Annotated in this window: 9 protein-coding genes; 5 read left to right on the forward strand and 4 right to left on the reverse strand. The window is 63.4% G+C overall.

Features of this window, described 5'->3' with window-relative positions; translation table 11 throughout:
- Positions 1–2 precede the first annotated feature (2 nt).
- On the forward strand, positions 3–1,406 hold the full coding sequence (gene leuC / locus S6FBBBH3_RS08840) for a 3-isopropylmalate dehydratase large subunit (protein ID WP_120177399.1): 1,404 nt from the start codon (positions 3–5) through the stop codon (positions 1,404–1,406).
- Positions 1,407–1,416: 10 nt separating this feature from the next.
- Complete coding sequence (gene leuD / locus S6FBBBH3_RS08845; RefSeq protein ID WP_120177400.1) at positions 1,417–2,037, forward strand: 3-isopropylmalate dehydratase small subunit; 621 nt, start codon at positions 1,417–1,419, stop codon at positions 2,035–2,037.
- A 192-nt stretch (positions 2,038–2,229) separates the two neighbouring features.
- Here the strand turns inward: leuD and S6FBBBH3_RS08850 are convergent, their stop codons facing one another.
- From S6FBBBH3_RS08850 to S6FBBBH3_RS08865, 4 genes are all read right to left on the reverse strand, one after another.
- Positions 2,230–4,032, reverse strand: a complete 1,803-nt coding sequence (locus tag S6FBBBH3_RS08850; RefSeq protein WP_120177401.1) for an FAD-dependent oxidoreductase — start codon at positions 4,030–4,032, stop codon at positions 2,230–2,232.
- 344 nt (positions 4,033–4,376) lie between these two features.
- Positions 4,377–6,662: an inorganic phosphate transporter gene (locus S6FBBBH3_RS08855; RefSeq protein WP_120177402.1), complete on the reverse strand. Its 2,286-nt coding sequence runs from the start codon at positions 6,660–6,662 to the stop codon at positions 4,377–4,379.
- A gap of 292 nt (positions 6,663–6,954) precedes the next feature.
- Complete coding sequence (locus tag S6FBBBH3_RS08860; protein ID WP_120177403.1) at positions 6,955–8,178, reverse strand: MFS transporter; 1,224 nt, start codon at positions 8,176–8,178, stop codon at positions 6,955–6,957.
- Between the two features lie 893 nt (positions 8,179–9,071).
- A complete protein-coding gene (locus tag S6FBBBH3_RS08865; RefSeq protein ID WP_120177404.1) occupies positions 9,072–9,668 on the reverse strand; it encodes a hypothetical protein in 597 nt (198 codons plus the stop codon).
- Between the two features lie 347 nt (positions 9,669–10,015).
- On the opposite strand from S6FBBBH3_RS08865, the gene S6FBBBH3_RS08870 reads away from it, so the two are divergent.
- From S6FBBBH3_RS08870 to S6FBBBH3_RS08885, 3 genes are all read left to right on the forward strand, one after another.
- Entirely contained in the window at positions 10,016–10,678 is a 663-nt protein-coding gene (locus S6FBBBH3_RS08870; protein WP_123957690.1) for a hypothetical protein, read from the forward strand.
- Positions 10,679–10,711: 33 nt separating this feature from the next.
- Entirely contained in the window at positions 10,712–11,779 is a 1,068-nt protein-coding gene (locus tag S6FBBBH3_RS08875) for a tetratricopeptide repeat protein (protein ID WP_120177406.1), read from the forward strand.
- Between the two features lie 1,949 nt (positions 11,780–13,728).
- Positions 13,729–14,022 carry an HU family DNA-binding protein gene (locus S6FBBBH3_RS08885; RefSeq protein WP_120177408.1) on the forward strand — a complete coding sequence of 98 codons (294 nt, stop codon included), beginning with the start codon at positions 13,729–13,731 and terminating at the stop codon, positions 14,020–14,022.
- The last annotated feature ends 8 nt before the right edge of the window (positions 14,023–14,030 follow it).

Below are 14,030 nucleotides of genomic sequence, written 5' to 3' on the forward strand. Positions count from 1 at the left end.
CCATGGGTAAGACACTCTACGAAAAGGTTTTCGACGCCCACGTCGTCGCGGAACGTCCCGGGGAATTGCCGCTTCTTTACATCGACCGCCACCTCGTTCATGAGGTGACAAGCCCGCAGGCCTTTGCGGGTTTGCGCGCCGCGGGGCGCAAACCCCGTCGGCCCGACCTGATGCTCGCCACCATGGACCACGACATTTCGACCGAGTCGCCCTCTTTGGAAGCGTGCTCCCCCATGGCGCGCACCCAGGTGACGACCCTGATCGAAAACTGCCGCGAATTCGGCGTCACGCTCTACGGGCTCGGGCATCCGCGTCAGGGGATCGTGCACATTGTGGGACCCCAGACGGGCTTCACGCTCCCCGGGACGACGCTCGTGTGCGGCGACTCCCACACCGCCACCCACGGCGCGTTCGGGGCGCTTGCCTTCGGGATCGGCACGTCGGAAGTCGAACACGTGATGGCCACGCAAACCCTCAAGCAGCAGCGCCTCAAGACGATGCGCATCCGCTGCACGGGCCGCCTCGGGCGGGGCGTTTCCGCCAAGGACCTGATTCTTGCCGTGGCGGGTCGCCTCACGACCGCGGGCGGCACGGGCTACGCCGTCGAATTCGCTGGGGAAGCCGTCGAACACCTCTCGATGGAAGGCCGCATGACGCTCTCCAACATGGCGATCGAAATGGGTGCCAAGGTGGGGATGATCGCCCCCGACGAGACGACCTTCGCCTACCTAAAAGGCCGTCCCTTCGCCCCCGAAGGGAAAGCCTGGGACGAGGCGCTCGCGTACTGGAAGACCCTGCGCACGGACGACGATGCGGTGTTCGACGCGGAAATCGAAATCGATGCGGGAAGTCTTGAGCCTCAGGTCACCTGGGGAACGAACCCCGGACAGGAATGTGCCGTGACGGGGCGCGTGCCCGACCCGAGTGCAATGCAGGACGCCGTCGAAGCGGCGAGCGCGAGCGCCGCCTTGGCCTACACCGAACTCCGAGCGGGCGCCCCCTTGATCGGCACGCCCGTCGACACCGTCTTCATCGGCTCCTGCACGAACGGGCGCATCGAAGACTTCCGAGCCGCGGCTGAAATCGTACGCGGTCGGCGCGTGGCGCCGGGCGTTCGGGCGCTCGCCGTTCCGGGCTCGATGGAAGTGCGCGCCGCGGCCGAGGCCGAGGGTCTTGCCGACATCTTCAAGGCGGCGGGCTTCGAGTGGCGTCTTCCGGGCTGCTCGATGTGCCTTGCGATGAACGACGACAAGGCGCAGCCCGGCTCGCGCGTCGCCTCGACTTCGAACCGCAACTTCGTCGGTCGTCAGGGGTACGGGAGCCGCACGCACCTCATGAGTCCGGCGAGCGCCGCGGCCGCGGCCGTTACGGGCGTCATCTCCGACCCGCGCGAATTCTTGAACTGAGGCCCCAATCATGGAAAAATTCACGACGCTCACCGCCGTTGCCGCGCCGCTCGCCCGCGCGAACGTCGACACCGACCAGATCATCCCGAAGCAGTTTCTCCTTGCGGTCGACCGCAAGGGTTTCGGCAAGCACCTCTTTCACAACGACCGCTGGCTCGACGCGGAAGAGACGCGGGAGAATCCCGAGTTCGTGCTCAACCGCGAGCCCTTCCGTCACGCGCAAATCCTCGTCGCCCGGGAAAATTTCGGGAGCGGCTCCTCGCGCGAACACGCCCCGTGGGCACTTCTCGACTTCGGGCTGCGCGCGATCATCGCGCCCTCCTTTGCGGACATCTTCCGCAACAACGCCTTGGGGAACGGCCTCCTCACCGTGACGCTTCCCGAAGCGGTCGTGGAGAAGATGTTGACCGAACTCGATCGCGCTCTGGGCACGCCCGTGACGATCGACCTCGAACGCGAGACGGTTGAATTCAAGGGCGAAACCTTCCCCTTTTCGATCGACCCCTTCCGTCGGTCGATGCTCTTGAAGGGGCTCGACGCGATCGACCTGACGCTTGAAGCCTCAAGTGCGATCGACGACTACGAAACCCGCGCTCCGGCCTGGGTGCGACTCGACGGGGCGAAGCGCTGAATGCGCCGAAGGGGCTCAAGGAGCTGAAGGCGCTGAAGGCAACTTTCGGCTCCGCAGAAGTTCACGATGCCTCGAAAACGAACGGACCGTCCGACGGGCTCCCGCGAGCCTCCGGACGGTCCGTTTTCTTTGCGCGGGTTTCAATCGCGTTTCAGTCGGACTTCAGTCGAGCTGCAGTCGAACTCCAAGCACTCACTTGAGGTCCTTCACGGCGGTTTCCGCCGCAACGACGCCCGAGACGATGGCCCAGGAGTTCATCATGGCCGTCATGGAGTCCGCGCCGTTCGCGCCCCCGACAACGCACCCCGCACCGTAAAGACCGGGAATGACCTTGCCGGCGGTGTCGAGAATATGAAGACCCGCATCGGCCTTGAGGCCCCCGAGCGTCGTCTGGTAGCGCACCTTCTGCTCGACGATGTGGTAAGGCCCAACGCCAAGCCCGCCCGAGAGCTTGCGGTTGAAGTCCGTGTCCTTGCCCGCTTTGACCATCGCGTTCCAATGCGCGACCGTCTCCGTGAGCCCCTTGGGATCGATCCCCATGGTGCGCGCCGCTTCTTCGAGCGAATCCGAGACCGCCATCACGGGGCGTCCGTTGTTGACGATCTTCGTCCACCCGTCAAGCGCCGCGGCGTCGGGAACGAGCTTGTCTTCCAGAGACTTTGCGACGTACTTTTCCCAGGCGGCCTTGTCCATCACGATGTAGGCAATGGAATCGGGCTGCGCGACGGTCGCATCCGTCAGGACGCCGAGCCCCGCGTTTTCATCGACGAAGCGCTTGCCGAGGTTGTTGACGTAGATGGCGCCCGACGCCTTCATGGTGTCGGTGGAGGAAGCCGTAGCGGCCAAACCGTGATGCGGACGGGTTTCTACGCCCTGCGGGTACATCTTGACGAGGTCGAGGTTGATCGTTCCCGCATTCAAGGCACGCGCCATCTTGAGGCCGTCGCCCGTTTCGCCGTCAACGCCGTAAAAGAGGTAGTTCTTCATCGAGGGCGGCAACATCGTTTGGTCCGCCCCGAATCCGCCCGAAGCGAGAATGACCGCTTTCGACGTGAGCTCGACCGTATTGCCCGAGGCGTCCGTCGCCTTCACGCCGACCACGCGCCCGTTCGCGTCCGTGATGAAGGACTGCGCGCGGGTTTCAAGCAGGAGTTTCCCGCCCATGCCGAGGAACTTTTCCCGCATGAGGTTGAGGTAGTTGACGGAGCGCCCCGTCACGCCGAGCTGGCGGTTCGCGGAATGATCGGGGTACTGCGTTGCGGCGGGCCCGTACGGGATCTTGAGGTCGTCGATCAGCCAGTCGACGACCCCCCCGACGCGCTCCGTCACCATCCGAACGAGCACCGGGTCGTTTTTGTGCTTCCCGACGCGGAAGATGTCTTCGGCCGCAAGTTCGGGACTGTCCTTCGTTTCCTTCATCACCTCGCGCTGGTAGCGCGAGCCCGTCGCGATCAGGGTCCCCGCATTGAGGACCGTGGCGCCCCCGATCGTCGGCATCTTCTCGATGAGGATCACGGACTTGCCCAGAGTTTCCGCGCGCACGGCGGCGGAAATGCCGGATCCGCCCGCACCGACCACGACGATGTCGGCGTTCTCTTTGATCGTCTTCGCGGCCGCTTTCTTCCCGACCTTCTTCACCGCAAAGAGCGCCGGATCGCCGCCCGCTTTGCGAATCGCATCGGCGACGGCCGCTTTGATCCCGTCGCTTGTCATCGTCGCGCCCGTCACGGCGTCGACCGCCGCCGACTGCTCCGCGACGATGGCGGCGGGAACCCGCGCGAGGGCCGCGTCCGAAATGCCCGCCGTTTCACCGTGCCGAACGACGTTGACCGTTGCGAGCTTCCCTGCCTTCACCGTCAATTCGACGGCGATTTCGCCGTTGCGACCCGAACCCGTCCCCGTGTACGTGCCGTCCTTCAGGGTGGGAGTAGCGGCAGCCAGACTTCCCGAAAAGAGCGCGGCAACGGCAAGCGCCGCCATGGTTTTCGCAATCATTTGAGAGCCTCCTTTGTGACTTTCCTCGTGGTTTTCCTCTCGCCTTTCTTCGGTCTCGCTCGAACGCGGCCCGTGGTCGCGGAGCCGCCGAGCGTCGAAAGGGCGCTTCGAGGAACGGAAAAAGCCGTTTCTTTGTTTCTTCGTTCGATTATGGCCCCCGGCCTTGGCGGCGCTCTCGAAGGCACTTGGCAAACGCACGGGTGCGATTTGATCGGCGGCAAGAGGAAGTCGGACGCCCCGAATGCACGAGAAGCACAAAGGGCCGTCCGGAGGTTGCCCGACAGCCCTTTGTTGGGAAAGGAGCTCCGTTGAAGCTCCTTGGTGGTTTTGTGCGGTTTTGGCGCTTAAGCCGAACCGCTTTCCTTGTCCGCAACCGTATTGGCGGAAGGCGCGCTCGCTTCGGGGTTCGCCCCGGAGGCGGAGGAGCTTTGCGGGCCGTTCAACTCGGCCTGCAGAAGCTTCACCATCATGTAGCGGTTGAGCATCTCACGGGTAAAGAGCAGGAACCCGAGGTAGAGCTCGCTCTTGCGGAGCGAGATCGGCTCTTCGGAAAGCTGCGTCATGAAGTCGCTCTGGGCGTCCTCAAGGCGCGTGAGCAACTTCGTGCAGCGCGAGGCGGAAAAGCGCGTGCGCAGAAGTTCCATGTCTTTGGCAAGCAGAATCACGTTGTCGAGCATCCGCCCCTTGAAGGGCGAATGGCAGTTGGCAACGTAGTTTTCCGCAACGCCGAGTTCGCCCATAAGCGCGTGACTCACTTCCTTCATGCTCGTGAAGGCGCGGTAGTAGAAGCACCGCGCGTCACGGTCGCCCGAAGAGAGCACGGGTTCGTGGGACATGCGGTAGTACTCGCCTCGCCCCTGCGAGACGCGTTCGAAAAAGTCGACGCCGCGCGCTTTGAGTTCGCGAAGCTCGCGGATGTCTTCCCGCACGAACGCCTGGAGCGACTTCGAGAAGAGTTCGAGCGTCTCGTCGAGGTTCTCGTCGATCGACTGCGTGAGAAGTTCGCGCACGCTCGTACGGTCCCCGCGGTCGGTGACCTGAGCGACGGCTTCGAGGCGCTCTTCTTCGGCGGAAGGGAGAAGATTCGAGCGGATGATGATGCAAAGCGCGATCACCATCCCGGCAATCATCGCCCAGTGGCCGAGCCAGAGGAAAAGGGCCGAGACGATCGCGCAGGCGGCCGCCGCCGTAAAGGCCGTGAGGAACCAGCCGCTCACGACGGTGAGCACGCCCGAGACGCGGTAGACCGCGCTTTCACGGTCCCAGGCGCGGTCTGCAAGCGACGAGCCCATCGCGACCATGAAGGTGACATACGTGGTTGAGAGCGGCAATTTGAGGCTCGTAGCCGACGCAATGAGGGTCGCAGCAAGCACGAGGTTCACCGACGCGCGCAATTCGTCGAAGGGAAGTTCGGGTTTGCCCGGTTCCGCCGCCTTAGGCACAAAGCGCGTATCGAGCGCCCGGAAAAGCGACGCGGGCAGGATCTGATGGATGAGTTCGTTCGTGTGCAGAGCTCCCCGCACGACGAGACGCGCGGGGAGCGAAGATCCGAACTGCTCTTTGCCGCCGCGCGACGAGGAGGAAAGGTTCACGGACGTGCGGATCACGCGGTGGGCTTTCTTCGAAAACCAGAGCGTGAAGCACATCACGAGGCCCGACAGGGCGAGAAGCACGGTGGGCGTCTTTTCGACGTTGCGAAGCGCCCCCATCGTAAAGGTCGCGGGGTCGACGGGACCCGCGGCGGAGGCTTCGCGGTAGATGTTGAAGCTGTCGAGCGCCGCGATCGGCACGCCCACGAAGTTGACGAGGTCGTTCCCGGCGAAGGCAAAGGCGAGCGCGAACGTGCCCGAAAGGATGACGACGGGGAAGATGTTGGCTTTCTTCCAGAGAATGGCCGCCTGGAAAAGGCCCGAGAAGAAGAGGAAGGTGACGCCGAGGATGAGACCCGAATTTTCGTTCATCCACGCGAGCCACTCGGGGCGCATGAAGGAGGCGCCCTTGGCACCCTTCATGATGAGGAAGTAGAGAATCGCGGAGAGACAGAGACCGCCGAAGATGCCGCCCGCGCGGCGATAGACGGTTTCGTAACGGAAGGAAAAGACGATGCGGGTGAGGTATTGAATGACAAAGCCCGAGATGAAGGCAACCACGACCGAGACGAGGATCCCGAGGATCATGACGAGGGCTTTGCCGGAGTTGATGTAGAGCCCCAGATCCGTGATCGGCGCCCCCTGAGACCAGACCTTCCAACAGGCAAGCGCTCCGGCGCCGCCCAGAAGTTCAAAGAGAATCGAAACGGTGGTCGACGTGGGAAGGCCGAGGGAGTTGAAGGTGTTCAATAGGAGCACGTCGGTCACCACCACCGCGACGAACACCACCATGACATCGTTGAACGTGAGGTGCTCCGGAACGAAGACGCCCGTCTTCGCGATTTCCATCATGCCCGAGGAGAAGGTGGCGCCGAGCAGCACGCCCGCACTCGCCACGGCCATGATCACCCAGAAGGGAGCGGTGCGGGAACCGACGGCGGAGTTGAGGAAGTTGACGGCGTCGTTGCTGACGCCGACGAAAAGATCGCAACATGCGAGGAGCGCGAGCAGAGCCAGCGCCGCATAAAGGAAGAGATCCATAGAAGAAGGGCCGTCCTCGGTTCGCTGCTCCGGGGGAAGAACGCGCGAGCACACGGCGGACGGAACGATTTCGGGTTATAGGGGCATACGAAACATCGCATTTTACCACTTGTAAGGAAAAGCGACTAGTTTCGTATTTCCTTTGTTTACAACACGTACACACTCCCGTCCCCGACACGGTAGACGTGCGGAAAATCGGCAAACGAAAAAAGCGCGCCCCCGCTTTTTCGGGCGGGGCGCGCGCTTTTCGGCGTGCGAACGAGGAAGTCCGCACGAGGGGGCGGCAAGGGCCTCAACCGAGGTTGGCTTCGGTCCCCTTCGTCGAGGTTTCTTCCTTCGGACGACGCAGATAGAGGAAGACGACGAGCGGCAGCAGCACGAAGCCCGAGAAGAAGACCACGAACTTGATCCCGAACCACATCGCGAGCGCCCCGCCCAGAATCGGGCCGATGACGCTTCCCACCTGCTGCGCCGCGTAGGAGAGACCGAAAATGCGGCCGCGGTCTTCGGGGTTCGTGCTGTTCGTGAGCACCGCGTTGATGGCGGGGAAAATGCCCGCGAAGGTAAGCCCCCCGATGAAGCGCCAGATCCCGAAGGGAACGAGCGTGTCGGGAATCGACTGGATCATCCCGAAAACGGCCGTACCGAGGAGCGCCGTGTAGAGCGCGGGGCGGAACCCCCAACGCTGCCCGATCACGCCCCAGACGGGCGAGGCGATCACGCCCGAGACGCCCACGATCGAGAAAAGCAAACCCGTCACGAAGACGATGCGGTCCATGCTCCCCTGGAGTTCCCCGACGTAAAGGGGCATCACGGGCTGCTGCAGAAGGATCGTGAGCTGCACGATCCCCGCGCAAAGAAGCATGCGCTGCACGACCGGAATCTTGAGAAGGTTCGTCTTTTCCTTCGATTCGGTTTCTTTCTTTTCCTGGGGCTTCCTCTTCGGCTCCTTAATGAAGAAGATCAAAAGGAGCGTGATCACGAAGAGCGCTGCGCCGCCCAAGAAAAAGGTCGTACGCATGTCGAAGGCTTCGGCGAGAAGGCCGCCTGCGAGCGGCCCCAAGACGCCGCCTGCCGTCATCGCGCCCTGCATGGTGCCCATGCAGATCCCGACTTTGTCGCGCGGGGCGTTGCTCGCCATGATCGCAAGGCACGCGGGCCAGAGACCCGCCGCAAAACCCTGGAAGCACCGCATCGCTAGGAGCTGCCACGGGTCCTGCACGATCCCGCCCAAGGCGTAGCTGATCGCAAGAAGCACCGCGGCGCGCACGGCCATCAGTTTGCGCGACTTCTTGTCCGCCATCGCGCCCCAGATCGGGGCCATGATGCCTGAAATCAGGAAGGAGGCGGAAAAGATCACGCCCGACCAAATATTGACGTCGGCCTGAGCGACGCCGAGCTCCTGCATGAGGTACATCGGAAGGAAGGGAATGAGCATCGTGTAGCTCACCGACATGAGAATCGAGCTGAGCGACAGGATGACGAGCACGGCCTTCCAGGACTGTTGAGAATTCACGGACGGGACTCCCTCAAAGAGGTCGTCAGGGCGCTCCGGGGGATGAGGGGGCGGCGGTGACGGCCAAAGCCCGCGGACCGGTTCGACCGGACGCAGGCCACTGTGGTTTTTTATGAAACAAGGTGTTGAACGCTTCAATGATACGCCCGAAGACGGCCCCGTCCGCGTATTCGCACGTTGCACGAAAGCAACCCAACCCCCTGCGAACGGTCGGAATCACCCCGAAAGAGGCCGCTTTTGCGTCTTTTTCCAATAAAGCCCCGCACGCATCTTTCGCCTTCCGTCGCCATCTCGCGCGTAAAGCTACACATTTCGGAGGATCTCAACAAATTCCGAAAACCGTCCGTAATAATCGAACAAACAAGCGGGAATACCCTTATCAATAACAATTAGTTACATAATGCGTAAAAGAACGGGGAGTGGTCGACACTCCCCGAAGCGATGTGCGGCGTGCGTTCCGAGGGGTCGCGCGCGATGCGTCGAACGCCCTTCAAAGCACGACGGTTCCGCTGCCGCAACCGTGCGAGGCGCGCGGTCCCCGGCCTTCTGACAACTGCATCCCCCGATGCAAGGCCGACGCGCCTCTTTCGACGAACCCGTGTTCGTTCGTCGACTTGCGTATGCCCCTTCGTCCTCGACGAAGGCAACGCCCGAAGGCGTCGCGGTACTTTCCGCGTGCGTTGCGCCGGGCGTGCTTCCCGACGCGCCGCATTGAGGGTCATTTTACGCCATCCCGTCGTTTTATCTAGTCCTTTCGGAGGGTGGCAGGACGAAAAATATCCCTTTCGGGTTATATCGGTTTCCCGCGGGGGCGGTGTTCGCCGAGTTCCCCCTCTTTGCACCCTCTTCACGCACCCGTCACTTCGTGCGCTCTTCGCGGGCTCTTTACGCGCTCAATGCAGGGCGACGGGACGGGGAAAGAGCTGATCGACGAGGTCGCGCACGATCCGTTCGGGGTCCCCGAAGGGGCCGGGCGTCAAGGCGTTGCCGGCCTCGGCCGTGTCGCACTTCCAGGCCGCGCGTTTGGCTTCGCCCGTGAGGGCGTCGCGAAAGTCCAGGGTGAGCTTCTCGGGTAGCTCGCTGAAGCCCTTCGACGAAACGGCCGAAATCGTCACGGTCGTGCGGCACTGATGCGCTTCGGGGGAAGCCCCCCGATCGAGAAGTCGAACGCGAAAGCCCCGGTCGTCGAGCGCTCCGCGAACGGCCAAATCCAAGGACGGCGAATAGCCTTCGCCCGGGATCAGGCAGGCTTCCATGCCCGCTTCGGGGAAGTTCGCCAAGCGCGTGACGCGCTCGGCCGCGTCGGGGCCGCTCGGCTCGTCGCCGAACCAGGCACACCCCGAGACCGACCCCGCGAGCGCCAACGCGAGCGCCAACGTGAGCGCGCAAGGGCCGAGCGTGCGGCGGCGGTTACGCCCCCGAACGCTTTCGGGGACGTGCGACGACGGGGTTCGAAGCAGGGGAAACGAATTCGGACGGGATGACGGCATTCTCAAAAATCTCCGCTCGAGTCGGGCGCGCTTCTTCAAAAAAACGCGCTCGGAATTTATTAAGGTTAGCGCAATCGCGCGCGGAGGGCGGTCGGCTTTCGTACGAACGGAGGGGAAAAGAAGAGAGGGCGGTCGAAAACGCGTCGGGACGATCATTGAGCGCCCTTCCCGAAAAACCGTCCGACGGCGTTTCTCTTCCTTGCAACAGTCTGCAAACGCGCGAAAACACGCCGGCATCCTTCCTCTACAATGTGCGAATTTCGCGAGCCTTCCGGGCGCGACCAACACCTACGCCCGCCGCCCTCGCCCTTTCCCTTTACCTCCACACCGTCAAGCCCAGCCCCACCATGAGCTCCCCGCGCACCGCCCCCCGCACTTCCGGCCGCAACCGCACCGTCGCCCAGGAACCCCCGCATCTTTTCGAGCCGAAATGGGTGTGCGCGGCGAGTCTTCTCTTTACGCCGATCTACGGCGGCCTTTTGCAGGCCCGCAACTGGGATTCGCTCGGCAACCCCGACGAAGCCCGCGCTTCGCGCCACTGGGTACGCATGTCGATCTGGCTCGTCGTTCTTTATTTCGTCATGCAGGTGCTCTTTCGCAACGAGCCCGTCATGACGTATGCGGGCCCTTACTTCCTTGTTGTCCTCTGGGCCGCGTGGATGCTCACGAGCGGCATGCGGCAGCTCCGTTACGTGAAGGCTTCGGTCCCCGAGTACGAACGACTCCCCTTCGGGCGCACGATGTCGATGGGCGTGCTCGGTTGGGTCCTCTACGGGATGATTTCCGCCACGATCACGCTTGCACTCGTTCTGACGGGGTTCGAGCCCCTTGAGACCGCAGGCACCGCGGGTACGTCCGAAACGGGCGTCGTCATCAGCCGCGAGCCCGGAGCCGAAGAGCTCGTCGTTCGTCCGATGACGCCCGAAGAGTCCGAAGCCGCCGCCAAGCAGGTGGAGGAAGCGGGTGTGGGTCGCGTGACGGTGTCGCCCGAATTCGGCGCGAAGAACTGACCCCGCGTTCTCTTTTCGAGCACCCCGAGCGCCATGCCCCGGCGGCTTGACACGACCTTTCGCATTCCCGGGCCGCCCCGTTCGGAGACGACCCGTACGGAAGGCGGCCGCCTCCGTCCGCTTTCGGCCGCCGAAGCGTTGGAGCGCCGCGAAGCCGTCGAACGGGCGGCCGAAGCGGGCGACCCGGAAGCGCGCGTTGAACTCGCCCGACGGCTTCTCTCGGAAGCAACGCACTGGACGCACAGCCGCCGAGCCCGGCGGCTCCTCGATCGGGTGCTCGACGACCCCTCTGCGCGCATGTCGAAAGTACGTGCTCGGGCTCTCTACCTCAAAGGGCTCACGCTCTTGCGCGGTCAGGGGGTTCCCCGCGACCTCGAAGCCGGGGCGTGCGCCGTCGAAGAGGCGGCTTGGGCGGGCGTGACGGAAGCCGAAGTCGACGCCGCACGTTTGGCCCGACTCGGCTTGGGGCGCACGGTCTCCCTCGAAGACGCACTTTACTGGTGGCGGCTTGCGGCCGCGGCCGGAAACCTCGAAGCTCAACGCGAGACCGGGCGCGCCTACCGCGACGGCCTCGGCACCGCGGTCGACTTCGTGCAGGCGGCCCGATGGCTCGGCCTTGCCGCCGAAAAAGGCGACTCGGCGGCGCAATACGAATCGGCCCTTTTGCAGCTGCGGCGCGACAACCCCGACCGCGACCCCGCGGCGGCCCGCCGTTGGATGAAAGAAGCGGCGCTTTCGGGAAACGTCGACGCGCAGCATCGACTCGGCCTCTTTTACTGGTCGGGGACGGGCGGCTCCGTCAACCTGCGCCTTGCCGTTCGGTGGCTCACCCGCGCGGCCGAAGGCGAAAACGCCCGGGCGGCGGCGACGCTTGCGGGCCTGTTTCTCACTGGGAACGTGTTCGAACTCAATCGCCTCCACGCCTGGATTCTGCTGCAACGCGCGAAGGCGCTCGGCGACCCGACGGCGGACGCGACCGCCGCCGGCCTCAAAGACCTTCTCGACCCGAGGGAGCGCTCGGAGGGACGCAAACTCCTCAAACGCTGCCCCGACACGAAGTCGCTTCTCGAAGCGCTCCTTCCCAAAAACTGGAAGCGCTGAGGACGGGGCTTTCCCGAGTGTTTACCTCGCCCCCCTCCGACTGTTGGATTTTTACAACACTTCCGTCATATTTTTTCATCTTTTTTTCGACGACTTTTTCCGACCCGTTGCACTCGCCTGCCGAGCCCGCGTCCGAGGCGTCGTTCGCGTCGTTTTCAAGGAGGCGGAGCGCGACTTTCAAGCCCTTTTTCAAGGTCCGCTCGTGGTCTGTTTGACCCCTGTTCACGGCCGGTTCGGCGTCTCTTTCGGCATCCTCTTTTCGGCGGCTTTGGGGCGATTGCGAGACGACTTTCGTGACGGATTTCGGATTGGACGCGCGGGGACTTTGCGACGTGCGGCGCTCTCTTTTTTGAGCCGCCTCGCATCGACTTTGGTCGACCTCTGGGCGACTTTTTTCCGATCTGTTTTCACCGTGCTTTCGAATCCTTTCGAGCCCTTTCGAGTCTTTTCGAGCCCCCTCCGATTGCCCCTCAAGGGCCAGATCTCGACCCGCCCGCGGACGCCTTTTCGACCCCGACCGATCCTTCCCCGGACGCCCCCCGTTCGGCGTCCGTCTCGCTTTTCTTTTCCCATCGTCAACCCGGTTCGGAGCCCTTTTGAGATCTCCCGCGACGAACGACGACGCGTCGCCCGTACGCGGTCGGACGCCTCGCGTCCGGCGCGTTTTCTTCGCACGACGATCCCGTTTTTCCGACGCACCGCGCACTCCCGCATCGCGGCGGCGGACCGGGTCGGAGGGCGGAAAAAGGACGGTTGGCAGAACCGCGACACTCGCGACGACCCGCAAGCCGATGCACCCCGGCCCTTGGAAACCGTCGTGTTTTCCAGGGACTTTACCCTACCGCCAAAGGAATATCTGTTGCAGGATTTCGTCCCTTCGACGGGATCTTGGGACGCCTCCCGACGCGCGCGTTCGGATTTCGAAGTAAGCCGAAACGCTTCGGTTCCGCCCCCCCGTTCGACGCCTCTCGGCGGCTGCGCGGACGGGGTACTCGCGGCACATTTCCCGAGCCGTTCGTCCGCGTTTTTCCGCGTTCGCACCCGCCCGAACGCCTTCGCACGATTCGTCACCGGACGCCCCGTCGAAGCCGTCGGACGACATGCTCCGCCCCTTTTTTCGCCCCGTGTCGAGACCGCTTTTCTCAATGGCATGCGACCCGATCGGTGTCTTTTTCGGGAAGCACGGACCGACCGTCGGCGCTTGGTCGGCGAACCGTATTTCGAGCGGCATTCGAGTCGACATTCGGAGGTGTTTTTCGCCCCTTTTGCAAGATCCTCGAAGGGGTTTGAAGTCGCCCCCGCACGCCTCCTTTCTTATTTGACATCATCCGACGGATCCTGCCCGAAGGCATGCCGCCGCCCCCTTTCGGACGAGCGGGGAAAACCCCGAAAGAGATCCCCGAATGCACCCCGTCGGGGGCTCCGAAAGTCGTTCGCGATACCTCCTTCGGGCGACCCCCTCGATCCCATTCCCGACGTACCTCGTCCGAGCCGGAAAACGCCTTCTCGCCCCGTCCTTTTTCCTGCCGCACGGCCCGTTTCCAATGATGCAGGTAGGTTAACCCTGATGGCGCTCGGCGCCCCAGGGCCTACAATGACTTCCAAGCGGTCGATGCAACGCGTCGGCGTCTTTTCGAAGCACCCCGACGTGCGGAATCTCCGCACCGATCGGACCGGGTTCCGACTCCGTCGGCCCGCCCCCTCGGGAGGCGTTTCGAAAAGGCACCGAACCGCACTTTCCTGCGTTCGAGCCGTGACGAATGCAATTGGACGGCAAACCCTCAAGAGGTTCAGTCGCGGGTTTGTCGATTGCAGGGCCGTACCGCTGGTACGGCTCGTTGTGGCAGCAGGTCCCCGACGACCCGTTGCCGACTCAAACCTAACCGAAAGAAGGAGAGGGCCCCCGCTCGCATGTCACCGTGCGGGCAATGCGGTACCGAAAAAAATCTATGAACCGTTTGGAACTCGTTGAATGTCTGGCCGCCAAGTACGGCCATAAGATCGCCAAGACCGACATCGACCGCCTGCTTATTTCGTGCTTCGAACAGATCATCGACGCTTGCGCCGAAGGCCGCACCGTCACGCTGATCGGCTTCGGCACCTTCAAGGCCGTCGAAAGCGCCGCGCGTACGGGTCGCAACCCTTCGACGGGTCAGCTCATCCACATCCCCGCGCAGCGTAAGCCGAAGTTCATCCCGGGCACCCGCTTCAAGCAAACGCTCAACCGCAAGGACGAGGAATAAGTCGAAGC

The sequence above is a fragment of the Sutterella megalosphaeroides genome, from assembly GCF_003609995.1.
In the GTDB taxonomy this organism is placed as follows: domain Bacteria; phylum Pseudomonadota; class Gammaproteobacteria; order Burkholderiales; family Burkholderiaceae_F; genus Sutterella; species Sutterella megalosphaeroides.

Excerpts from the sequence above, each read along its gene's own strand:
- leuC (WP_120177399.1), top strand. The coding sequence starts at position 3 with ATGGGTAAGACACTCTACGAAAAGGTTTTCGACGCCCACGTCGTCGCG.
- leuD (WP_120177400.1), top strand. The coding sequence starts at position 1,417 with ATGGAAAAATTCACGACGCTCACCGCCGTTGCCGCGCCGCTCGCCCGC.
- S6FBBBH3_RS08850 (WP_120177401.1), bottom strand. The coding sequence starts at position 4,032 with ATGATTGCGAAAACCATGGCGGCGCTTGCCGTTGCCGCGCTCTTTTCG.
- S6FBBBH3_RS08855 (WP_120177402.1), bottom strand. The coding sequence starts at position 6,662 with ATGGATCTCTTCCTTTATGCGGCGCTGGCTCTGCTCGCGCTCCTCGCA.
- S6FBBBH3_RS08865 (WP_120177404.1), bottom strand. The coding sequence starts at position 9,668 with ATGCCGTCATCCCGTCCGAATTCGTTTCCCCTGCTTCGAACCCCGTCG.
- S6FBBBH3_RS08870 (WP_123957690.1), top strand. The coding sequence starts at position 10,016 with ATGAGCTCCCCGCGCACCGCCCCCCGCACTTCCGGCCGCAACCGCACC.
- S6FBBBH3_RS08875 (WP_120177406.1), top strand. The coding sequence starts at position 10,712 with ATGCCCCGGCGGCTTGACACGACCTTTCGCATTCCCGGGCCGCCCCGT.
- S6FBBBH3_RS08885 (WP_120177408.1), top strand. The coding sequence starts at position 13,729 with ATGAACCGTTTGGAACTCGTTGAATGTCTGGCCGCCAAGTACGGCCAT.